General features: G+C 59.9%; 20 protein-coding genes and 8 pseudogenes. 20 read left to right on the top strand and 8 right to left on the bottom strand.

What is annotated here, in order from left to right; all coding sequences use genetic code 11:
- Window positions 1-50: 50 nt before the first annotated feature.
- The 15 genes and pseudogenes from BUS12_RS13385 to BUS12_RS13315 all read left to right on the top strand — a co-directional run bounded on the left by BUS12_RS13385 (window position 51) and on the right by BUS12_RS13315 (window position 13367).
- Window positions 51-935 carry a glycosyltransferase family 2 protein gene (locus tag BUS12_RS13385; RefSeq protein WP_074296132.1) on the top strand — a complete coding sequence of 295 codons (885 nt, stop codon included), beginning with the start codon at window positions 51-53 and terminating at the stop codon, window positions 933-935.
- A 105-nt stretch (window positions 936-1040) separates the two neighbouring features.
- On the top strand, window positions 1041-1976 hold the full coding sequence (locus BUS12_RS13380) for a dihydrodipicolinate synthase family protein (protein ID WP_074296131.1): 936 nt from the start codon (window positions 1041-1043) through the stop codon (window positions 1974-1976).
- A 73-nt stretch (window positions 1977-2049) separates the two neighbouring features.
- A pseudogene (locus tag BUS12_RS13375) lies at window positions 2050-2578 on the top strand (enolase C-terminal domain-like protein); the annotation flags it as partial.
- Window positions 2579-2611: 33 nt separating this feature from the next.
- Window positions 2612-3304 (top strand): annotated as a pseudogene (locus BUS12_RS13370) (SDR family NAD(P)-dependent oxidoreductase); the annotation flags it as partial.
- A 924-nt stretch (window positions 3305-4228) separates the two neighbouring features.
- Window positions 4229-5107: a substrate-binding periplasmic protein gene (locus BUS12_RS13365; protein ID WP_253190065.1), complete on the top strand. Its 879-nt coding sequence runs from the start codon at window positions 4229-4231 to the stop codon at window positions 5105-5107.
- Between the two features lie 35 nt (window positions 5108-5142).
- On the top strand, window positions 5143-6006 hold the full coding sequence (locus tag BUS12_RS13360; protein WP_253190064.1) for an amino acid ABC transporter ATP-binding protein: 864 nt from the start codon (window positions 5143-5145) through the stop codon (window positions 6004-6006).
- A gap of 10 nt (window positions 6007-6016) precedes the next feature.
- Window positions 6017-6688 carry an amino acid ABC transporter permease gene (locus BUS12_RS13355; RefSeq protein ID WP_074296130.1) on the top strand — a complete coding sequence of 224 codons (672 nt, stop codon included), beginning with the start codon at window positions 6017-6019 and terminating at the stop codon, window positions 6686-6688.
- Between the two features lie 4 nt (window positions 6689-6692).
- Window positions 6693-7352: an amino acid ABC transporter permease gene (locus BUS12_RS13350; RefSeq protein ID WP_074296129.1), complete on the top strand. Its 660-nt coding sequence runs from the start codon at window positions 6693-6695 to the stop codon at window positions 7350-7352.
- A 79-nt stretch (window positions 7353-7431) separates the two neighbouring features.
- Window positions 7432-8460 (top strand): proline racemase family protein, encoded by a 1029-nt coding sequence (locus tag BUS12_RS13345; RefSeq protein ID WP_074296128.1) that lies wholly within the window; start codon window positions 7432-7434, stop codon window positions 8458-8460.
- Between the two features lie 159 nt (window positions 8461-8619).
- A complete protein-coding gene (locus tag BUS12_RS13340) occupies window positions 8620-9168 on the top strand; it encodes a cupin domain-containing protein (protein ID WP_083640374.1) in 549 nt (182 codons plus the stop codon).
- Between the two features lie 3 nt (window positions 9169-9171).
- A complete protein-coding gene (locus tag BUS12_RS13335; protein WP_074296127.1) occupies window positions 9172-9951 on the top strand; it encodes an alpha/beta fold hydrolase in 780 nt (259 codons plus the stop codon).
- A 20-nt stretch (window positions 9952-9971) separates the two neighbouring features.
- On the top strand, window positions 9972-10802 hold the full coding sequence (locus BUS12_RS13330; protein WP_290439560.1) for an aspartate dehydrogenase: 831 nt from the start codon (window positions 9972-9974) through the stop codon (window positions 10800-10802).
- Window positions 10803-10810: 8 nt separating this feature from the next.
- Window positions 10811-11563: an SDR family oxidoreductase gene (locus tag BUS12_RS13325; protein ID WP_074296125.1), complete on the top strand. Its 753-nt coding sequence runs from the start codon at window positions 10811-10813 to the stop codon at window positions 11561-11563.
- Between the two features lie 20 nt (window positions 11564-11583).
- Complete coding sequence (locus BUS12_RS13320; protein ID WP_074296124.1) at window positions 11584-12156, top strand: NIPSNAP family protein; 573 nt, start codon at window positions 11584-11586, stop codon at window positions 12154-12156.
- Window positions 12157-12311: 155 nt separating this feature from the next.
- A complete protein-coding gene (locus tag BUS12_RS13315; RefSeq protein ID WP_074296123.1) occupies window positions 12312-13367 on the top strand; it encodes a LacI family DNA-binding transcriptional regulator in 1056 nt (351 codons plus the stop codon).
- A 61-nt stretch (window positions 13368-13428) separates the two neighbouring features.
- Here the strand turns inward: BUS12_RS13315 and BUS12_RS13310 are convergent, their stop codons facing one another.
- Entirely contained in the window at window positions 13429-13908 is a 480-nt protein-coding gene (locus BUS12_RS13310; RefSeq protein ID WP_290439572.1) for a LysR family transcriptional regulator, read from the bottom strand.
- 132 nt (window positions 13909-14040) lie between these two features.
- A pseudogene (locus BUS12_RS13305) lies at window positions 14041-14214 on the bottom strand (transposase domain-containing protein); the annotation flags it as partial.
- A gap of 30 nt (window positions 14215-14244) precedes the next feature.
- Between BUS12_RS13305 and BUS12_RS37820 the strand changes: the two are divergent.
- A complete protein-coding gene (locus BUS12_RS37820; protein ID WP_143788316.1) occupies window positions 14245-15360 on the top strand; it encodes a carbamoyltransferase C-terminal domain-containing protein in 1116 nt (371 codons plus the stop codon).
- A 129-nt stretch (window positions 15361-15489) separates the two neighbouring features.
- Here the strand turns inward: BUS12_RS37820 and BUS12_RS39350 are convergent.
- Window positions 15490-15579: pseudogene (locus BUS12_RS39350) on the bottom strand (IS5/IS1182 family transposase); the annotation flags it as partial.
- Between the two features lie 405 nt (window positions 15580-15984).
- On the opposite strand from BUS12_RS39350, the gene BUS12_RS13285 reads away from it, so the two are divergent.
- Complete coding sequence (locus BUS12_RS13285) at window positions 15985-17124, top strand: hypothetical protein (protein ID WP_253190063.1); 1140 nt, start codon at window positions 15985-15987, stop codon at window positions 17122-17124.
- A gap of 199 nt (window positions 17125-17323) precedes the next feature.
- On the opposite strand, the pseudogene BUS12_RS13280 reads toward BUS12_RS13285, so the two are convergent.
- Window positions 17324-17596, bottom strand: a pseudogene (locus tag BUS12_RS13280) (IS6 family transposase); the annotation flags it as partial.
- A gap of 61 nt (window positions 17597-17657) precedes the next feature.
- Between BUS12_RS13280 and BUS12_RS38160 the strand changes: the two are divergent.
- Window positions 17658-17813 (top strand): annotated as a pseudogene (locus BUS12_RS38160) (IS5/IS1182 family transposase); the annotation flags it as partial.
- A 42-nt stretch (window positions 17814-17855) separates the two neighbouring features.
- Here BUS12_RS38160 and BUS12_RS13270 read toward each other — a convergent pair.
- A pseudogene (locus tag BUS12_RS13270) lies at window positions 17856-18080 on the bottom strand (histidine kinase dimerization/phospho-acceptor domain-containing protein); the annotation flags it as partial.
- Here BUS12_RS13270 and BUS12_RS13265 point away from each other — a divergent pair.
- Window positions 18081-18260 (top strand): annotated as a pseudogene (locus BUS12_RS13265) (DUF2274 domain-containing protein); the annotation flags it as partial.
- Between the two features lie 346 nt (window positions 18261-18606).
- Here BUS12_RS13265 and BUS12_RS13260 read toward each other — a convergent pair.
- On the bottom strand, window positions 18607-19482 hold the full coding sequence (locus BUS12_RS13260) for a carotenoid biosynthesis protein (protein ID WP_074296118.1): 876 nt from the start codon (window positions 19480-19482) through the stop codon (window positions 18607-18609).
- Window positions 19479-20579 (bottom strand): NAD(P)/FAD-dependent oxidoreductase, encoded by a 1101-nt coding sequence (locus tag BUS12_RS13255; protein WP_074296117.1) that lies wholly within the window; start codon window positions 20577-20579, stop codon window positions 19479-19481. The genes BUS12_RS13260 and BUS12_RS13255 overlap by 4 nt, the downstream gene beginning before the upstream one ends.
- Window positions 20580-20680: 101 nt before the next feature.
- Between BUS12_RS13255 and BUS12_RS13250 the strand changes: the two genes are divergently transcribed.
- Entirely contained in the window at window positions 20681-21316 is a 636-nt protein-coding gene (locus BUS12_RS13250; protein WP_074296116.1) for a TetR/AcrR family transcriptional regulator, read from the top strand.
- Window positions 21317-21453: 137 nt separating this feature from the next.
- On the opposite strand, the gene BUS12_RS13245 is transcribed toward BUS12_RS13250, so the two are convergent.
- Window positions 21454-22617: a branched-chain amino acid ABC transporter substrate-binding protein gene (locus tag BUS12_RS13245; RefSeq protein ID WP_437123863.1), complete on the bottom strand. Its 1164-nt coding sequence runs from the start codon at window positions 22615-22617 to the stop codon at window positions 21454-21456.
- Window positions 22618-22634: the final 17 nt, after the last annotated feature.

The following is a 22634-nucleotide window of genomic DNA, read 5'->3' as shown; positions in this document are numbered from 1 at the left end:
CCCGCATGCAGGGGCGAGAGACCATCATCTCTTCGCAACGAGGCGCCGTCATGAAGCATGGCACACTGATCACGCTTTACAAACCGACCCAGGAGCAGGTCGATCATCTGGTGGATTTGCCACGATTGAGTCCTGTGGTCGTGGCTGTCGACAACTCCCCGAGCGTGGACGAGCAACTGCACACGCGGCTAAGAGCGCATGGCGTCGACGTGGTCGTCAACCAGAATCGCGGCGGCATCGCCGGAGCGTTCAATGCGGGCGTTCAGTTTCTGATCGATCGCGGCTGTGATGTCTTTTTCATTTTCGACCAGGACTCCTATATCCCGGACGATTATTTCGACCGCATGCTGGAAGGATGCGCCGAGGTGGGCGATTCCCGGTTCCTGGTCGGGCCGCGGATATTCAACCTGAACTTCAATCGCGATCTGCCGCTCTTCACGGTGCGCCGCTGGTCGGCGCAGATCAAGCGGATCAACGACGGCGCGCACGGCCTGCTGCGCTGCTCGGTGATCATCTCGTCGGGAACCGCCATCTCGCTGGAAGCGTACCGGGAGCTAGGACAGTTCCGCGAGGATTTTTTCATCGACCACGTCGACGCTGAATACTGCATGCGCGCGCAGGCTCACGGCGTGCCGGTGTGCGTGAACGCGGACGTGTCGCTACCGCATGAGCTCGGCAAGCCGCCGGCGCCCCAGCATTGGCCACAGGTCGATATCTTCGATCAGAGCGCCCTGCGCCACTATTACGCGGCACGCAATTGCATTCTGGTGGCACGCGATTACTGGCGCCGCTATCCGGCAATGTTGCTGATCAATCTGATCACGTTGAAACATGTCGCGTTCGTTTTACTTCACGCCAAGGAAAAGCGCAGGAAATTGCAGGCGATCCTGTGTGGTGTGACCGACGGGTTGCGCGGGCGGTACGGTCGAGTCTGACGTTCGCCGGAACTGTTCTTTCCTGTTGTGAATCTTCAATATGATATTTGATGGATATGATTGTATAAATAAATCTGTAATGCTAATTAAAATTAAGGAGCCGTAATGAACCGAGTATCGCCCGGCGGACGCCGTTACACAGGAGCGTATTCCGTCGCTCCGACGATCTTTACCGAACAGGGGAACCTCGATCTCGAGGGCCAGAAACGCTGCATCGATTTCATCATCGACGCCGGTGCGGATGGTCTTTGCATCCTCGCAAACTACTCGGAACAGTTTTCCCTGTCGGACCCCGAACGGGAGCGCCTGACCGCGACGATACTCGATCATGTGGCCGGGCGCGTGCCGGTGATTGTGACCACGACGCATTTCAACCCGCGCATCTGCGCGGAGCGCAGCCGTGACGCACAGGCTCGTGGCGCGGCGATGGTCATGATCATGCCACCGTATCACGGCGCCACGATCCGGTGTGGCGAAGCGGCGATCCATGCGTTCTTCAGCGACGTATCGGAGCGCATCGAGATTCCTATCATGTATCAGGATGCGCCGATGAGCGGTACCCAGGTGTCGGCCGCTTTTCTTGCGCGGATGGCCCACGAGATTCCCAACCTGAGCTACTTCAAGATCGAGGTACCCCAGTCGGCCGCCAAGCTGAGAGAACTGATCGAACTGGGCGGCGACGCCATCGAAGGGCCGTGGGACGGTGAAGAAGCGATCACGCTGCTCGCGGATCTCGACGCGGGCGCGACTGGCAGTGTGCTGGGAGCGGGTTACCCGGACGGCTTGCAGCCGATCATTCGCGAATATCTGGCGGGCAATCGTGAGGATGCGGTGCGTATCTACGAGAAATGGCTGCCGTTGATCAACTTCGAGAATCGCCAGTCGGGCCTGATGGCGTGCAAGGCTTTAATGAAGGAGGGTGGGATTATCGCCTCCGACGCGCCGCGCCGGCCGCTAACGCCGCTTCATCCGGCTACCCGGCAGAGCCTTGTCGAGATCGCCCGGCGTCTCGACGCACTTGTGCTGCGCTGGGCGCATTAGGCCTGACCTCCCGCTGCGATCCGGCTTTCCCTACATGGAGTGACGTCCATGAGCATGCCCACCATTCGACATATTGAGCCTCGATCTGCCATACGCGACGAAGCTCGCGCATCGCGCGCAGGAGTTCGGTCTCAAGTGGGTCGAGGAATGCCTGCCTCCCGACGATTATTGGGGCTACGCGCAACTGCGCGCTAACGTTCCGCACGGCATGCTGGTGACGACGGGTGAGCACGAAGCCACGCGCCGGGGCTTCCGGATGCTGCTCGAAATGGAGTGCTGCGACATCATCCAGCCTGACGTCGGCTGGTGCGGCGGTATCACCGAACTGATCAAGATCTCGGCGCTGGCGGATGCACGGGCGTGCTGGTAATCCCGCATGGCTCGTCGGTCTACAGCTGTCATTTCATGACGACGCGTCACAACAGTCCGTTTCCGAGTTCCTGATGATGGCGCCGGATGCCGACCGGGTCGTCCCGATGTTCGCTCCGCTGCTGCTGGATGAGCCCGTGGCCGTCATCGGCAAGATGAAGGTGCCCGACACGCCAGGTTTCGGCGTGAGGCTGAATCCGGAGGTGCACACCCAGCGGCCGTATGCACGTTGATCCCGGCTCGGGACAGGCCACAGGAGGGCATCCATGCTGCTCAAAGACAAGGTCGTGGTGGTGACGGGCGGGTCGCGAGGCATCGGGCGCGCGATCGCGCTGGCATGTGCGCGGCACGGCGCCCATGTCGCGCTGAACTACTGGAGCAATCCGCTGTTGCCGGGACAGCTCGACCATCAGATCGACAGCCTGCTCGACGAAATCCGTGCTACCGGACGTGAAGCGATCGCCGTGCCGGGCGACATCGCGCGGCCGGAGACGGCTGTGGACCTGGTGGCTCGCGCGGTCGATGCATTCGGGCGAGTCGATGTGCTTGCGAGCAACGCCGGCATCTGTCCGTTCCATGCGTTTCTCGATCTGCCGTCCGAGCTATTGCAGCGGACCATGGAGGTCAATCTGCATGGGGCGTTCCATGTAGCGCAGGCGGTGGCGAAACAGATGGTTCGGCAGGGCGGGGGCGGGGCGATCGTCGCGACGAGCTCGATCAGCGCGCTCGTCGGCGGTGCGCTGCAGACTCACTACACGCCGACCAAGGCCGGCGTGCACGCGCTAATGCAGTCGTGCGCGGTTGCGCTGGGGCCGCACCGGATCCGTTGCAATTCGGTCTTGCCGGGCACGATCCGGACCGAGATCAACGAGGCCGACCTGAGCGAGTCCGACAAGCGCGCCTATTTCGAGCAGCGGATTCCGCTCGGCAGGCTGGGGGAGCCGGACGACGTCGCCGACAGCGCCGCGGAGATCGACGTGCTGAAGGTCGTGCACGTCGAGGCGATCCATGACGCGTGGACGTCTCCGACGGAAGTCGACTGGCTGCAGGCGCTCGCCGACGATCCGCTGTCGTCGGGTAAGCCCGAAGGCATCGTCGCGGGTGTCGACCTGTTGCGCGAGGATGCGCGTGCGCTGCTGGCCGATGCGGTGGCCCACCGTAACGTGCGGGGTATTCGCCAGGTGCTCAACCTGGCACGGCGATCCCAAGTATAACTATGTCGCGCTCGATTATCTGACCGAGCCGCGCTGGTTGGAACACTTCAGACTACTGAGGGAATTCGGGCTGTCCTTCGATCTGCAGTTATATCCCTCGCAGGTGGATGCCGAGTCGGCGCTGATCGAGGCTAATGCGCAGACGCCGTTCAGAGTGTCGCAACGACAAACGAAATCGTGACCAGCAAATAGTTGTATGAGCTCTGCATGAAAAGTCCAACCGCGGGAGGGAAGCGGCTTAACTTGTTATCGACCGTTGCCGGCGTTTGTTTAATTGATTTTGAATATGCCAGTAATTGGGATGCAAGGAGCGGCACGGGCGCCGGCCACGGCTGTTTTTGCGTGCGTTCGAGGTCGGCGTCGAGCCGGTTCGCGATACCGCCGACGAATGCTCGTATTTACGGATGCGTGTAATCCTTTACACGCATTTTTTTTTCACCTAGCATGGGTTTACGCACTCCGGATGCGCCAAGAGCAGCAAGCGCTAGGTCACCAGCGCGGAGCACGCGGATCATCGTGTGTTTTTCAGTATTTTGTGTAATCGATTACCACGTCAGACGAATAGGCTGAAAACGTTGGAAGCGTCGCGCCGGGAAGGCGCGGCGCGTTCCGGATACAGAGCCTTCAAACCCGTGCCCCTGTGTTCATTCTTTGGAACCTACGACTATCATGAAGACCATGCATCCTGCTGAGGCGCAATCGATTTTCGATCGGAAAACGCTGCGCTCGACCCTGAAGTCAATTGTGTTGAGCGTGTGTATCGCGAGCGGAATCGGCAGCGCGATGGCGCCCGCCAGTGCGGAAGAAACCACGTTTGCGTCGATCCGCAAAGCCGGCGAACTGCGCTGCGGCGCGGCGCTGGCGCCGCCGTTCGTCGTGCGCGATCCGAAAACCGGCGATTACTCCGGTGCCTTTAGCGATCTGTGCCGCAAGTTCGGCGAGAGCGTACTGAAGGTGAAAGTCCGCTTCGTCGATACGACGTGGGACAACATGGTCGCGGGGCTGCAAACGAACAAGTGGGACCTGGCGATGGCCATCAACCGTACGCCGGTTCGGGAACAGGTGATCAACTTCTCGACCGCGGTGGTTCGCAACGATACGGACTTCGTGTACAGCCGCACCGATTCGAAGTTGCCGACGCCGATCAAATCGGTGGCCGACATCGACAAGCCGGGCATCGTTATCGCGGTGGTGCAGGGGACCACCGACGACAAGGCCATCACGCCGGCCATCAAACAGGCGCAAATCCTCCGTCTGCCGGATGCAGACAGCACGCGTCTTGCAGTGATTTCCCATCGCGCCGATCTGCTGGCCGATCAATCCGACGCGAATCTGATCTTCCAGGCGGCGCATCCCGACTGGGCCGAGATTTTCCGCGCGACCCCTTCGTTCAATCTGCAAGACGTCGCGTTTGGTCTGAACAAAAGTTTCACTGCTGCCGACCTGAATCTGCTTAACCAGTTTATCGAGCAGCAGACCAGGACGGGTTTCGTGAAGACAAGCGTGGACGCCGCGGTCAAGCAGGCTGCGCAGTCGGTCAAGCAATAAGCTGATGACACGCGCAGCCGTTGCGAGGAAAGCAAATGGAACAAGTGATGAAGGTGGGCCGGCAAACCATGGACGAGAGGGATGCAGCACCGTCGCGCGACGGCTTCAACCCGGCAGATGCACCTGCGTACAGCGGCGTGCAACCGCTGGTACGGATGCGAGGGCTGTGCAAGCAATACAGTCCCACTCTGCAGGTGTTGAAAGGGCTGGATTTCGACATGCAACCCGACGACCGGCTCGTCGTAATCGGCCCGAGCGGCGGCGGCAAAAGCACGTTGCTGCGCGTGCTGATGGGCCTTGAGACGATCGACGGCGGCAGCGTCGAATTCGATGGTCAGCGCTATCTGTCTTTCGATCCCAAATCCCGGCAAACCCGCATGGATCTGGCGATTCGCAAGCGGGTCGGCATGGTCTTTCAGCACTACACGCTTTTCCCGCATCTGGATGTGCTGCGTAATCTCACGTTGGCCCCATGCAAGACACAAGGGGAGTCGCGCAGCTCGGCTGAACAGCGCGCGCTCCACCTTCTGGAACGGCTCGGTCTCGCAGCGAAGGCACGCGCCTATCCGGCCCAGCTCTCGGGCGGCCAGAAGCAGCGCGTGGCGATCGCGCGCGCGTTGATGCTCGACCCGAAGCTCATGCTGTTCGACGAGGTCACGTCGGCACTCGACCCGGAACTGGTCGCGGAAGTCGAACTGGTGATTCAGGAACTGGCCGCGAACGCGATGCCGATGATCATGGTCACGCACGACATGTGGTTCGCGAAGAAGGTCGCCTCACGGATTCTCTTCTGTGCGGACGGCGTCGTCGTCGAGTCGGGTACGCCCGAGCAGTTGTTCAGGAACCCGCAGCATGAGCGGACCCGCGAATTTCTGAACAACGTCCTGCACATTGACTAGGAGTGCCAGCGTGACTTACTCCTTCGATTTCTCGTCGATCTCGTCGGGGCTCGACGCATTGCGTCAGGGTCTCGCAATCACTTTCCTGATCGCGCTGTGTGCGAACGCAATCGGCGTGGTTGCAGGGTTCGGGGTTGGCCTGCTGTCGCAGGCCCGTTCGCGGCTGATCCGTATGCTGGTTTCGGCATTCGTCGAATTTTTTCGTTGCACGCCCGCGCTGGTCCAGGTGGTGTGGTTCTTTTACTGCGTGCCGATCATCTTCAACGTATTTCTGACACCGGTGACGATGGGCATTCTCGTCATCTCGCTCAATCTCACGGCCTTCAACGCGGAAGCCTACCGCGCCGGCATTCAGTCGGTGCCGCGGGAACAACATGATGCGGGTATCGCGCTCGGCTTGTCGCCGTTTCAGCGCGCCATCTACATCGTCCTTCCGCATGCGTTCCGAAGCGCCTATCCGGTACTCGTGACGAACGGTATTTCAGCATTGCAGCAGACCTCACTGCTTTCCGTCGTGGCGATTCAGGAACTGATGTATCGCGGCAAGGAACTGGCGTCCGACACCTACCGGCCGCTCGAGGTCTTTACGACAGTAGGGTTGCTGTACCTGGCCGTATCGGTGGCCGTTGCCCAGATTCTTCGGGGCGTCGAACGCCGGCGTGCGCTGCGCTATTCGGTGTAACGGTATGAAATTCAATTTTCTGTTTCTTCTGGGATACATCGACCCTCTGCTTGCCGGGCTCGCGCTCACATTGAAGCTGACCGTCGGCGCATCGATTGCGGGCATCGTGCTCGGGTTTATTGCGAGCCTGTTGCGTACATACGGCAGCGCGCCCGTGCGCGCTTTGGCGGCCGGCTATGTGGAGCTGTTCCGCGGCACACCGTTGCTCGTGCAACTGTTCTGGTTCTTCTTCTGCCTGCCGCTTCTGCTTCACGTCGACGTCGGCATCGTCGTCGCATCGCTGACGGCGCTGTCCTTGTACATGGGCGCGATTACGTGCGAAACGTTCCGCGGCTCCCTCGCGCTGATCCGCAAGGAAGAGCTCGACGCGTGCGTGGCGCTGGGTCTTGGCCGGATGACGCGCATCGTCCATGTCATCTTGCCGCTGACTTTCGTGCGTGCGATGCCGCCGCTGCTGTCGAACATCGTCAGCCTGTTCAAGGAGAGTGCGCTGGTGTCCGCGCTCGGCATGGCGGACCTGATGTTCGTCGGCCAGAACATTGCCAATACGAGCGCGCGTCCAGTTGAAGTTCTCACGACAACGGCGCTCATCTACTTCGTCGTCGCGTTTCCGCTCACGCGCTGCGTCGGCAGGATCGAGCGAAAAGTGCTGAAGCGCTTCTAGCCGGGCAGGGACATGGACAGGGGCGGCGACGCCGCTTCCGATCGAGGATCAGGCACGAACTCAGGCAGGAAATCAGGCCATGGAAATGAAGCGAATGATTACGGTGGTCGGCGTTCACACAGCCGGCGAACGCAACGATGTAATTACCGGCGGCGTGCTCGACGTGCCAGGCAAGACGATGTTCGAGAAGATGCAATATCTCGAGCGCGAGGCAGACGATCTGCGCAAGTTCCTGTTGCAGGAGCCGCGCGGCAGTGTCACGCAATGTATCAATCTGGTGCTGCCGCCCTGCGATCCCAGGGCGGACGCGGGGTTCGTCATCATGGAGTCGGAGTACTACGTGCCGATGTCCGGCAGCAACACGATCTGCACCGTGACGGCGTTGCTCGAAACCGGCATGTTGCCGATGCAGGAACCTTATACGCGTCTGGTTCTCGAGGCGCCGGGCGGCCTCGTGGAGGTGCAAGCAGAGTGTCGGGACGGCAAGTGCCTGAATGTCCGGTTCGCCAATGTGCCGTGTTTCGTGTTCGGCCTGGATCTTCCCGTCGAAGTACCCGGCCTCGGAACGCTGACCGTGGACGTTGCGTACGGCGGGATGATCTATGTGCTGGTCGATGCGGCTTCCGTAGGATTTTCAGTTGAGCCGTCCGAAGCGGCAGACATGGTGAAGATCGGTGAAGCGATCAAGGCCGCCGCAGCCGAGCAGATTCCGGCAGTCCATCCGGAAATGCCGGAGATTCACACGATCAATCAGACGCTGTTTGCGGGTCCGCTCGAACGTACCCCGGCGAGACTGGCGTCGAAAAACGGTGTGATCGTGTCGCCGGGCAGGCTGGATCGCTCGCCTTGCGGCACCGGCACCAGTGCGCGGCTTGCCGTGCTGCACGCACGCGGTCTGATCGAGCCGGGCGAGAAGTTCTTGAACCGGTCGATTATCGGCACGGAGTTCACAGGCGAGATCGTCGAGACGCTGACGGTGGGCGGCCGACCCGGCATTCGTTCCGCGATCACGGGGAGTGCGTGGATCACCGGGTTTCATCAGTACGTCCTCGATCGGTCCGACCCGTTCCCCACCGGCTATCGGTTAAACGACATCTGGAGAGAGTAGGCCGGCGTGGAGTCGTAAGGCGTCACACTCAGCCTCAAGGTGAAATCGATTACCAAAAGACAAGGTAATTCAAACGAATAGAGCGCTATAACGCGATTCATTGAGCGGTAATCGATTTCGTATTTATAGGTCACATGTCATTCCGTACGGAGAGTGAGCATGAGCAGCAATGGTGATGAAACAGGTGGATTGAAGCAGCCGGCGCAACGCGCCGCAGGCGAGGGCGGCAAGTTTCTGCTCGTGCATCCACGCGACGAAGAGAGTTACTGGCAGCCACAGCCGGCCAATGGCTATGCGTCTGTCCATGTGGCGCCGCATCTCGTCCCGATGGATCGGCCGTTCTCGGTGGGAACCCAGACGGTGCCGCCCGGCGGCGTCGTCAGGCTGCATTCGCATACCGACAATGAGGAAGTCCTGCATTTCATCGCGGGTCACGGCAAGGCCGTTCTGGATGGCGCCGAGTACCGGCTCGAGCCGGGCATGACGCTGTTTCTCGGCAAGCTGCGTACCCACACGTTCATCAACGACGGCGATGTCGATCTGCACTGGGCCTGGTTCTTCCTGCCCTCGGGTCTCGAGACTTTCTTCCGGCAAATCGGCCGTCGACGCAAGCCGGGCGAAGCTGCTCCCGAACCGTTTGCGCGACCGGAGAACGTCGCTGAGATCGAAGCACGCACGGTCTTTTCCACTCCACGGGATGGGAGCTGAGCGATGGGCAGGCATACAAGCTCAGGTGTCTATTACGAGGCGCTCGGGCGCGGCGATGCGATTGTTTGCATCGCAGGTCTCGGTGGACACGCATCGTTCTGGCGGCCTGTGGCGGAACTTCTCGCAGACCGCTTCCGGGTGATCGCGTTCGATCATCCCGGTGTCGGCGGCAGTACGAAGGCCGCGGATCAGCGCATTGCACTGATTGCGCAGGCGGCGCTCGAGGTGCTCGACGTGGAGGACGTGCGTGTGGCTCATATGATCGGCCACTCGACAGGCAGCCTCGTCGCGCAAACGCTCGCAATCGATCACCGCTCGCGTTGCGCGAAGATCGTACTCAGCGGCGGGTGGGCGAAGCCGGATCGCCGCTTCAGGGATCTGTTCGATCTGCGTCACCTGATGCTCGAAAAGCTCGGCACGCGCGCTTATTCGGCGTTCGCGCGGCTCTTCGGTTACGACGCCCGCTGGTACGAGCAGCATCTCGCTGCGGACCGCCTGCGATTCGATGGCGACGACGAGTTCGATGTGCAGACGGCGTTGCGCCGGATCGAGATGCTGCTCGGTTATGAGCGCTCTGAGGAACTGGCCGCACTCGATATCGAGGCGCTGATCGTCGGCGCGCGAGACGATTTCATCGTTCCGTTTCACCATTCCGAAGATCTCGCGCGCCGCATCCGCAATGCGATGCTCGTCGGCGCTGTGGGGGGACATTTTTTCCCGCAGGTTTATCCGGATGTGTTTGCGGACCACGTGACCGCTTTTCTGGACCGGAGGGCGGCATGACGGTCCGCGAGTTAGCTGCAGTGCCTCTTGAGTCCGCGGAGGTTCGCGAACGTATTTTGATCATCGGCATGGGGGCGATGGGAAAGCGCGTCGCCACCGCGTTGCAGACACTGGGCACCGCGAATTTCGACTGGTGCTGCCTTGTGCCGGACGCCGCAGGCGAGTCGGATCTGCTGAAGCAGACTTACGGCGTCGAGGTCTTTCATGATGTCGACACGCTCGTGGCGTGGCGGCCGACTCTCGCAGTGGAGTGCGCCGGTCATGCCGCCGTGCACGAAGCAGTGGTGCCGCTGCTCGAGCGTGGGGTCGACGCAATCGTCGTGTCGGTGGGCGCGCTCGCTTCGTCATCGCTGCGCGAGGAGATCGCTGCCGCAGCGAAGGCCGGCGGCGCGCGTGTCACGCTGGTGTCCGGCGCAATCGGCGGTATCGACGCATTGCATGCGGCGCGCACAGGTGGCCTCGATTTCGTGCGCTACACCGGCAGAAAGCCGCTGCACGCGTGGCTCGGATCGCCTGCCGAGTCGCAATTCGATCTGCTGGCGATCGATCGGCCGACAGTCATTTTCGAGGGCAGCGCCGGCGAATCGGCGCGACTTTACCCGAAGAACGCCAATGTCACGGCTGCGGTCGCACTCGCCGGCATCGGCTTCGACAAAACGACGGTCGTCCTAACGGCCGATCCCGGCATCGACAGGAACATTCATGAAGTCGAGGCCCAGGGTGCCTTCGGGCATCTGTTCATCCGCCTCGAAAACAATCCTTTACCGGACAACCCGCGCACCTCGTGGCTCGCGGCAATGAGCATCGAAGAAGCGGTTTTCCGCCGTCTTGAACATTTAATCCAGAGATGAGAAACGATATGCGACTCGAAGGAAAAGTAGCCCTGGTGACGGGCGCGGCTTCAGGCATTGGAGCAGCAACCGCCGAACTTTTTGTGAAAGAAGGTGCACAGGTCGTGTTAGCGGACCGCAATCTCGACCAGGCGCGGCGCGTGGCTGCGACGCTGGGCGAGCGCGCGCTCGCGGTGGGCGTCGACGTGGTTGTGTCGCAGCAGATTCGCGATGCGGTGGGCGCGACGATCAGTGCGTTCGGCGGTCTTGATATCCTGGTCAACAACGCGGGGCTGGGGATTCGCGGGACCGTCGTGAACACGGAGGAAGACGACTGGGACCGCATTATGGAGGTCAACCTGAAAAGCGTTTTTCTCTGTTCGAAGTATGCAATTCCCGAGATTGCGCGGCGTGGCAAAGGGGCCATCGTCAATATTTCGTCCACGGCCGCCGTGTGCGGCATTCCGGACCGCGCGGCGTACGTCGCGGCGAAGGGTGGCGTGGCTGCGTTGACGCGTTCGATGGCGCTGGATCACGCGGAGCAGAACATTCGCATCAACAGCATCGCGCCCGGCGTGATCTGGTCGAGCTATTACGAAGAGATGTTGCGCACCGTGCCCGATCCGGACGGTTTCGTCAGCGGACTGAAGGCGCGTGCGCCGGTCAACCGGATGGGACAGCCGCACGAGATTGCGACGATGGCTCTGTTCCTCGCGTCAGACGAGTCGTCGTTCGCCACGGGCGCAATGTTCACGGTGGATGGCGGCTATACCGCCCGATAGCAGACCAGGGGTGCTTCGACATGATTCACGAGTTGCGCGAGTACCGGATCGACGTACGGGCCGCGGATGCTTACTTCAGCCTGTTCAGGGATCTTGCGATGCCGATCCGGGGCAGCGCTTACGGTCGGCTGGTGGCCAACTGGCTGATCCCCGGCGAGGTGGTGACGTTTTATCACCTGTGGGAATACGACTCGTTGGTCGAGCGCACGGCAAAGCGTGCCGCGTTGGCGCAGGTCGAACGGTGGACGCGCGATTTTTTGCCGGGGGCGGCCGCGCTGGTCAGCAGCCAGCGGCTCACGATCTTGACCCCTTACGCGATCGACGGGCTGCCCGGGTTCGCCATTGACGATTTCGCCGCCGCGCCGATTGTCTTCACGACCATCCGGTGCAGAACCGGCAAGGCCGCAGCGGTGGCCTCTGCGGTCGCGGCCGCCCGACCGCTGGGGTTGCGCGGCGTATGGACCGAAGAGATGCCGGACCCGAACGCCGTGTGGTATGTGTGCGATCGCGGCGAGGCGCCTGCTTCGGACTGGCTCGAAGCGCACGGTGCCGTTCACCGAACCACGAAAACCTGTGAAAGAGGTCCGTACTGATGGCTGCGCGAGCGCCCACGGATTGCTGGATGATTACCCCGCCGCGGTACGGCGGGCATGCGTGTAATCGTTTTCCAACCGGCCTCGCGGTGATACACTTGGCTCGTCAAAACAGGAATAGCGGACCCTGTCCGCCGTTCCCATCTTGCTGAGCCATGAAAAGTCAGAAAGCAAAAGCGAACGTATTCGACGTTGCGAAGGCTGCGGGCGTCTCGGTCGCGACCGTCTCCCGTGCGTTCAACATTCCCGATCGCGTCGGCGCAGAGGCCCGGGAAAAGGTATTCAACGCGGCGATGCAATTGGGCTACAGCCCGAATCCGGCGGCCAAGGCACTGCGCCTGCAGAAGTCGTTCATCATCGGCGCAGTGATTCCGTCGCTCGATTACTCGATGTTTGCGCGCATGACGCACGCGTTCGAGGAACAACTCACGGCCGCGGGGTATAGCGTGTTCGTGGTGACGAACGGGTTCGACAACCGGAACATGCTCGATGCGGTCAAGAAGATCGTCGAGCGCGGCGCCGAGGCGCTGTTGCTGGTCGGCAAGATCGAAGATCCGCGACTCAGGAGCTACCTGGAAGAAACGCAGATTCCCTGTGTGACCACGTATTCGTATAACGAAGATCCGATCGTGCCGTCCATCGGCTTCGACAATTACGCGGCGACGAAGCAGGCCGTGGAGTTTCTGATCCGGCTTGGTCACAGGAATATGGCGATGGTCGCCGGTCCGCTGCAGGGCAACGACCGTCAGCAGGCGCGCATGCGCGGCTTCGAGGAAACCATGCGGGCGCATGGTTTGAACGACGGCATCCACATTATCGAAAAGAGCTACGGCGCGGCGATGATGCAAGGCGCCGATGCGATGCGGCAGATCTACTACGAATTCCCCGATGTGACCGCGGTGGTGTGCAACGCAGATGTGTTCGCGCTGAGCGCCATTGCGGAATGCCGACGTCTCGGCCTGCGCGTGCCCGAGGATATCTCCGTGGTCGGTTTTGACGACGACGATTACACGACCATTTTTTCTCCCGCATTGACGACGATCGCGGTTCCGGCCGCGGAGATGGGGCGTCATGCGGCGCGTTCGCTGATGGGTGCGCTGACCGCGGGGCGGCGGGTCATGTCGGCGCGGCTCGATACGCAATTGGTAGTGCGTGAATCGACGAGCGTGCCGCGGATTGCCGCCGCGAAGATATCACCCGAGGTGGCTTGAATAGCGTGACGTCGAAGGCGTGAACAGGGTGCTTTTTGGGGTTCTGCACGGTGGCGTGATGTTACCGGAATCTGTCAATTGCGCCACTGGCTGACGGTGCGTGAGAACGGGACAATGCCTTGCAACGATCCACTTTCTCGACGCGCCGTCCCTCCAGGATAGCAAGAATCGAGCGGGCCTCGCCAGCGCTCCCCTGCATTGCAATAACACGGATGCCGGGGTACTGGGCATGGAACGCACGCATGAGGGGCGGGAAATACTGCAGTCCGTACATCGGCGGCATACCCACCCGGACTTCACCGGTGCGCAACTCCTGACTGTCTGCGATTTCCTGTCGCGCTGAATCCAGTTCCTGAAAGATGCGCTTCGCACGGCGCATCAACAATTCGCCCTCCGGTGTCAGGGTCACGGGGCGATTGCGTCCACGGGTGAAGAGCGTGACGCCCACTTCCTCCTCGAGCTTTTTCACGGCAACACTCAACGCGGGCTGCGCGATGTGAAGTTTAGTTGCCGCGCGGGTGATGTTGCCGAGGCGGGCGATGGTCTCGCATTAGCGAAGTACGCGGATGTCCATATTTGAAAACGATGCTGAGGATACACGAACGGTATTTCCGTTACGACGCCCATGTCAATAAACTGTAAGTGGCCAGCAAACCCGTCTTGACGGATTGGGCTAACCGACGATCACCGTCGGCTGCCAGCGATGCGGCAGCAATGCAGAGATGTCGCTGGCCTTGTGGGTCGGCAGCCGCGTGAGGATGTCCTTCAGATACGCGTGCGGGTCGTGCCCGTTAAGTTGTGCAGACCGTATCAGGCTCATGATGGTGGCAGCGCGCTGGCCTGCCCGTTCAAGGTGGACTCCGGAGAATACAAACTGATGGGGCTTGCGCCATATGGCGAGCCGCGTTACTTCCAGACTATCTGCGACCATCTTATTGATATCAAACCGGATGGGAGCTTCTGGTTGAATATGGAGTACTTCGACTACGCGGTCGGAGACAGCATGATCAACGAGAAATTCGAAAAATTATTCGGTGGACCACGGCGAAAACCAGAAGCGTTGATCACCGGGCGTGAGTTCGATCTCGCCGCCTCGATCCAGCTCGTTCTGGAGCATGCCCTGTTGCGTTTGGCGAAATCCGTGAGGGTGCAGACCGGACAAACAGCATTGTGTCTGGCGGGCGGAGTCTCGTTGAATTGCATAGCGAATGGGAAATTGCTCAAGGCGCGAATCTTCGACGACATCTGGGTCCGGCCGGCGGCCGGCGACAGCGGAGGCGCGCTAGGTGCGGCATTAGCTGGTTGGCACATGGAAAAGAAACAGCCGCGGAAGTTTACCGGTGTCGATTCGATGAAATCCGCGCTGTTGGGATCGAGCTATAGCAATGACGAAGTAGAAACCGCGCTGATGTCCTGCGGCGCGGTTTTCCGACCGGTAGCTGAAAGCGAGATGTTCGACGAGGTGGCGGATCTTCTCGCGGAAGGGAATGTGGTCGGCTGGTTTCAGGGGCGAATGGAATTCGGCCCTCGGTCCTTAGGCGCGCGGGCGATTCTCGGCGACGCACGAAACGTCACGATGCAAAGTGTCCTGAATCTAAAAATCAAGAATCGTGAATCTTTCCGTCCATTCGCGCCAGCGATTCTGGAGGAGCATGTTTCAGCGTGGTTTGAGACTGATCGGCCCAGCCCTTACATGCTCTTCGTTGTCGACGTTGCGCGAATCCGGCGCAGGGCACTTTCTGAGCAGGAGCAGGGGAATTCCAGAGAGGATTACTACGTTGATCCTGCCGCTTGGATACTCCTTCACAATGGAGTGACTGGCTCCCTGAGGGAAGCGCCCCCGCTCGCGCCTGCGTCGAGGCTCCCCCCGCCTCATCGCAGTTTGAACTGCAGGTGTTTGCCGTTGGTCAGCGGCCAAGCGCCGAGTAAAGTGCGCAAGGGGCCGTTGCAAACGCAACAACGTTTATCGTCATTGATAAGAGGGATTGCTTGATGCGATTCGGGCTATTAATTTTACTGGCCTAGGGAGTAGGCTTAAGTCGAGCGACGGCGCTTCTGATGATCGCGGCCCACGTTGGTTGACTAGCCTGACCGCCTACACACGCACCTGTTCGTTGTCCCCGCGCGAACTGCTTTCGCACGTGGACCGCAAGGTCCGCCCATCCAGAATGACCGAACCGAGCTGGCCTTGCCGCTCCTGTGCTATCCGTAGGCCGGTAGGGGTTTCGGACTCTATTTCGATGAACTGGACGTTTTCGTCTTGCGAGCGCGGCCGGTTCTTATGGCCGCTCCGAGTCCTGCCACTCACGCGATAAATGTAGGCGCTGCTCTCGGCCCGGCGGAACTGAGCAACAGTCTCATATGTGTCGGTCAGGATCGGTTCGCGCCTGATGTCACGCATAGAATTCGCCGAACAGCATCGACCAATACGCATTACTACGTTAGTTAGCGTAAGGAATTTGCAATCATCCTGAAACAGAAGCGCGAGCCGAGGCATCTAGACTTAAGTTAGTTTCACTGGTGAAAGCACGTGGTCAGCATGATTTTCGATGGTTAAGAATATATATTTTGCAATCCCAATTACATGAGAATGAGAAATCCATGGAAAAAGCGGACGATGACGTTACTTGAAATTACCTCGCGTCATGGAGACGGTGTGGCGGACACATCAAAATGTCCTGCCAGCGACCGGTACGTTGCCGGGCAAGAAAAGGAGCTGGCGCAAGCGATCTTTTTGCACACCGGCTGGCGGAGCGCAGGAACATGGGTGTGGTCGCGCTTCCGGGCCCTGGAGCCGGTGAACGCCCTTTACGAACCACTGGGCAATTTGCTCGGCGAGCTAAGGGTCGCCGAGATACCCAACATTCGATCCACGTCAGATTCGGGTCATCCGCCACTTGGTAAGCCTTACTATGAAGAGTACCGTTCATTCATACAGGAGTGTGGGTACGGCGTGGTCGGATACCGGAAACGCTTTAGTATCGATCGTTTTGGAAACACACCGGACGACGAATTTCCAGCATTGCGGACCTATTTGAAAAATCTCCAGGACCAGTCGACTGGTCTGGGAAAATTGCCCGTCTTCAAGTTTTGTCGCTCCGCAGGACGTTTGCCGTGGCTCCGGAGCGCTTTTCCGCATGCGGTGCATGCCGTCGTATTGCGAAATCCCGCAGCGCAGTTCGCATCTGGGTGGCTGCTAAACCAGGAGTGGAGCAACCCGTTCTTTGTTGCAGCACCATTTCGAGTCCTTGGTCTCAACCAGGTCGAACCCGTTGTTAAACAGGTTGTCGAGACGTTCGGAGTGAGCCTGCCGCCGTTCGTTTATGCATCGGCCGAAGAGTACGCTGCGGTTTGCGAACAGTATGCGCGCACGGCCGAGAGTAGCAACGCGTACCGGGCCTTCCTGGCGTTGTGGAGCCTCTGCGCGTCGCGGATAGTCGACGGTTCGGATCTCCTGATCGACATGGATCGGCTTGGACAGTCGTCCGAATACGCCTCCGAACTGAGTGCGCAGTTTCGCGCGCGCGCTGACGTCACACCAGACTTTGGTGGGGCAAGAAATCAGTTCGACGAGATAAAGCGACTAGCCATACGAATATCGGGAATTGACGGGCGATTGATACGGCGCACGAACTCGTTGGCGGGAAAATTTGCGCTGTCGCAAATAGACGGTTTGCGGGACTCGCAGACAGGTATTGCAAAGGTTATCCGCGAGAAACTCGCGCTTGCCGACGAAGTCGCCGAGCAGTGGCGCTAGGCGCTCGACAGACGACGGTTTGCTGCATCGCCGAACCCGCTCACGAGACTCGTTTTGGGGTAGGGGGATCATCGACACATTTTTGTAATCGTATCGGCCAAGTCAACGGTCTAAGCTCATGGGTAAACACACTAGACTTGGGAGAAAACTTGCCGAGATAATAGTTAGATTTACTCTCTAGGCAACATCATGACGCTCTCTGGACCTTAATGTAGGTCTCATCGACGCGCCGGCTCTTGCCGACGGGGCGTTTGTGGCGGCGAAACGCTTTCTCCAGCACCGGCAGCAGCTTGAGGGCCCAACGATGCACGGTTGAGTGATCCACCGAGATGCCTCGCCCCGCCATCATTTCTTCCAGGTTTCGCAGGCTTAGCGCATAAGACACGTACCAACGCACGCACGTCAGGATTCCATCAAGCGGGTAATGCGGGCGTTTGAGCACGCGAGCCACGGCTGGATTCAGCGTCTTCATCAGGCTTTCAGTCGTTCATCTTGTTCCACGCATCATAGCCGACCGCCTTATTGCAATCGAACTGGTTGAAGGCTGTCGTAGTTGGTTCAACCGCTTTCGCAGACCGCTCGTTCGATACGAAAAACTCGAACGTAGTTTCATCGCCCTAAACCATCTTGCCGCTGCCATCATCGCCTTTCGCAAGGTGCCGTTGAACGTCAACATAATTTACGGATAAGTTCTTGGATAACGCTCATCGGCTGCGTCAAAGTCGCCAAGAGTCACCGATTCGATGCAAACTGACCACTGTACCTTCGATCGCAGCCTGCGCATCGTCGCGTGCGAGCGTCAATAGTTGCTGTAAGAGCCGGATGATGCGATTGAGCCGCATGTCGATACGTTCAAGCGTTTGACCATCGTCCTTCAACGTACTGCTTCTCGTAGCTGCCTGCAACTGTAGTTTCAGCGCTGCAAGCGGCGAGTGAAGCTCGTGGGCCGCATCGGCGCATGTCCGGCACCGCTCAAGGCTGACCTTGATCGCTACGCCGCGTTGCATGTGCAGACCTACGGTGAGACAGTCGACGCGGTGACACTCATTCCACTCATGCTGAAGGTTTTCATGGCTAAAGGCCCGTGTCGATCACAGCCAAATCCTTTAACCACGCGGGTTTGGGTGGTCTGTTGATGATCGAGTGGGGATTCGAGGCCAGTTCGCAAGGACCGGATCGGAAGCGCCTGCGTGCCATTTTCTGACCTGTCCAGACGATTGATTTTGCTGTATGGGTAGGATGATAGGTACGTCGTGGTTCGGGTGTGCGGGAGTCAAACCTGGTGTGGCTTTGCCGGCGACTGTTGGCGCCTGCTGCCTTCCGCCAGTCAAGGCTTCCCGGGCATTCCGGTATTTTCCGTAGACGTCCTGTAGACCGCTGATTTTAAAGCGCCTTGTGGGTAGGATTGGAGGGCAACATGGCAGGACGACAATTGCACCGGCTCAGCGCCCTGCCGCACGCCAGAGTCGCCTTGGAGCACTCCTACTCCCGAACACGGCGGACCGAAAGGAATACGGCCAGTAGCCAGAATGGTAGGACCGTGAACAGGCCCACGAGAGTTGTTACCGCCCGAATGTCATGGAGCTGCCACACAGTGCCAGCGGGATCGGTCACCGACCCCGCCTGCGTGTCTAACAGCAAGCTTAAAACGGGCGCGACAATCATCGAACTGTAGGCAAGCAACGGCTTGATCCAGTAACCGGGTATCTCCGAGTGCGGTGAGTCAAGGCGCCGCGCGTATAGCGCAAACACCTGGTAGAACACATAAACAGTCAGATACCAGCCGAGAAAATTGACGAACGGCACGCCGAAATAGTCGCCGCCGTGATGCCAGACCCAGTTGCCGGTGATCGTCGACATCATCGGATCGATGGTCAGATCCCAGCTCACCATGATGAAGCTCGCGATAACAGGCGTCGCAACAGACAGCACGCCACGCAGCTTGCCGGACACGTCGCCCAGAATGGCGCGCGCAAGCGTCCACGACAGGTACCCGACGCCAAAGTATGCCGGGCCGATCAGCAGCGGAACGAGAAATAGTTTCGGGCCCATCGCATCGGTGTAGTGATACGCCCCGAACGGAAAGCCCGTGACGATGCTCAGATTCTCGAACGCGTTACTGATGCCGAGGCAGGCGACGATAAAAAACAGAATGCCGCGCCATCCATAAGTGGACGCGCCGTGCAGCAGGCCAAACAGCAGTAGCGACAGTGCAAGCATCGCCCCGCCGACCGCCTGGGGCAGATGCAACAGCACGGCCGTGAAGTGAGACACCACGCTGGCGATCGCCAGAACCCAGAGCGCGGGCGAGATCCACGACGCCCCGGCTACACGGTGCGTGGTTTGCGAGGTACTCATGCGAATTGCCCCGAATAGCCGAAGTCCTTGCGGTAACGGGGAATGAACAGGTCGCGCCCCTTGATCAATGCCGTGGGACATTTACCGACAAGCACACCGTTGCGCGTGACCGGCAGCACACTCGCACCGTCGCGCGGGCCGAGCGGCACGAGAATGCCCCTGGATGACCACGGAAGATAGGTAGGCTGCGACTCCACTGACTGCCCGTCAAGCATGGCCGCCACGACCTTGACGAGCCATGGCACCTGGCGGGTGATGGCGACGATCGTCATTGGGTCGCCGGTGGCCGCGGCGTCGCCGAACGCGAACACCCGTTGTGCACGCGCCGGCCGCAACCATGCGTCGACCTTGACTCTGCCTTGCGGATTGAAGCGGGCGTTCGGCATCTGCTGGAACACAGCGGTGACAGGTCGCGCACCGAGCGCGGGAAAGATCAGTTGCTCACCGGACGTGTCGGGCATGCACGCCAGCGTGCCGAGATACGGGTATTCCGTCGATTCGAGATTCGCGACCCGTGTGTCGAAATGAAGGGCGACACCCTTGGCGCGCAGTTGTGCCTCAAGCGAATGGGCCAGCTTCTCCGGGTAACCGGGCATCAGCGTGGGCGCGCCGGATATCAGCGTGACGCGCTTGCGCGGATGCGCCGCCGCGATCTCGCCGGCCAGTTCCACGCCCACCGCACCGCCGCCGACGATCGCGACGCGATCCGTTTCGAGCAGACCCGCATGGGCGTCCTTCATGCTGTCCGTGAATGCCTGCGCAAAATGCCAGGCGGGTTTGAACGGGCGCGCATAGCTCGAGCCGGTCGCGACAATCACCGCATCGCCCTCGATCGTCTCGCCGTTCGCCAGTGTGACGCCACCGTCAGACACGCTAGTCACGAGACCTTGCCTGACCCGGCCGCGCCGCAACAGGCGATCGTAGGGAATCACGATCTGCGGCAGCAGCGACGGATCGACCACGCTGCGTATCGCCGCAACGTTATGGACGAAATGGTCGCGCGCCTCGACGACACACACCTCTGCGACCTTGTCCAGCGCTCTTGCGAGATTTGCGCCGGCATAGCCGCCTCCGACGATGATTACCCGTTTCATCATGTCCTCATTTGTTGACTTTCCGATCGGAAAGTTATTGCGATGATATACTTTCCAGTCGGAAAGTCAACAATCCCGTTTTACGGGCACTGAAGGGCGTCAGCATGAACACTTCCAAATCGGGAAACCCATCCGATGGCCGCTCCCGCATCCTGGCCTCGGCGCTGCAAGTTTTTGCCACGTCGGGCTTCGAGGGATCGAGTCTGCGTCAGATTGCCAAGCATGCTGGCGAAATGCATCAGTTGGTCGTCTACCACTTCAAGACTAAAGACGCGCTGTGGCGCGAGGTCGTCAGGTCGATTTTTGGCGACAGCACGCGGGAATTAAGCGCGTCGCACTGGGTGGAGAAAGCGGCTACAGAGGGACCGGGTATGGTGCTGCGTGACATGTTCCACGCATTCGCGACCTTCACTGCGAGGCATCCCGAATTCCATCGATTGGTCGCGTTTGAAGGTCAGATAGAAAGCGACCGATTCGATTGGTTGATCGAGAATTACATCCGTCCGTCCTACGAGATATCCACGCAGGCCATTCGCGCCGGACAACTGGCGGGCGTAGTACGCGCCGGCAATCCGGGGCAGCTTCACTACGCGATAATTGGCATCATCAACACCAGCATTGTGTTTGCGAACGAGTACAGCCGGATGACTGGCCTGGATCCACGCGCGCCCGAGGAAATCGAGAAGGTCGTTAGTCTTGCGTGCGACCTCTTGGGGCTGCCCACTTCGGCAAGACAGTAGAGGGGCAAGGCAGAACGCGTGCCGGCGTCGAGCCGTTAAGGCAAGACGCCCAACATCGTCCGTGTGAAGGTCCGTTGGTCGGGATGAACCGAGGCTCGAACGCCTCGTGAGACCGCGGTGCTCGATGGATTCGTCAGTTACATCTTGATGACGTCCATCACCGTTTTCTTTTTGTCCTTAAACTGATAGATCGTGATGGCTGCATCCTTGAGGTCACCGTGCGGATCGAACGCAATGTGACCGATGACGCCGTCATACTGTGTTGAAGGCATCGCGGCAAGGATCTTCGTTCGCTCGGTCGAATTCGCCCGCTTCATTGCGGAGTAGATGACGTAGACCGCGTCGTAGGTAAATGGCGCGTAGGCGTCGATCGGGGTCCTGAAACGGGCGACGTAGCGCTTGTCGAAGTCCTGTCCCTTCGGCATTCTCGACAATGCCAAACCTGCCTCCGAGCATGTAACGTTGCCTATCGCGTCGCCAGCCAGATCGATCATCTTGTCCGTGCATGCACCATCGCCTCCCAGCACTTTCGCCGTGATCCCGAGGTTCGCCGCCTGCTTCGCTAGCGGTCCAGCTGTTGCATCCGAGCCGCCGTACATGATCACGTCGGGGTGCAGGCCCTTGATCTTCGTGAGGATTGCGCGAAAGTCTATCGCCTTGTCGTTGGTTGCTTCACGCGTGACGATATTGGCGCCTTTCGCCTTCGCGGCCTTTTCGAATTCATCGGCAAGTCCCTGGCCGTAGGCCGTTGAATCGTCAACAATGGCAATCGTCCTGGCGTGCAGCGAGTCCAGCGCATAGTTGGCAAGCGCCGGTCCCTGAAGCGCATCAGTTGCGACTACGCGGAACGTTGTCTTGTAACCCTGCAGCGTGTACGTGGGGTTCGTCGAGCCCTGCGAAATCTGTACGATGTCTGCGCCGCTGTAAATCTTCGAGGCAGGAATCGACACGCCCGAATTGATGTCGCCCACAACCGCCACCACGCCGTCGTCGACAAGCTTCTGTGCGACCTGCGTGCCGGTACGCGGATCGGCAGCATCGTCCTGCGAGTCAAGCTGGAACATCACGGGCCTTCCGTCAATCACGGGATGCTGGCTGTTAATCTCATCGATCGCCAGCCGTGCCGCGTTTTCGCTGTCCTTTCCCATGTGGGCAAGCTGTCCGGTCAGCGGGGCGGCATGTCCGATCAGGACGACGGAAGGGGCGGCGAAACTGCGGCCGCCGAACGCCAGAAGGGCCGCACCGACCAGGATCGTGAGGGGACGACGCGACAGGCGAAGCGTGCTGGAATAGTGAGTCACGAGTAGATCCTTGATTC

Source organism: Paraburkholderia phenazinium (assembly GCF_900142845.1).
Classification (GTDB): Bacteria; Pseudomonadota; Gammaproteobacteria; order Burkholderiales; family Burkholderiaceae; genus Paraburkholderia; species Paraburkholderia phenazinium_A.
Note: the sequence above shows the minus strand (reverse complement) of the source record. Positions and strands in the feature narration are given on the sequence as shown.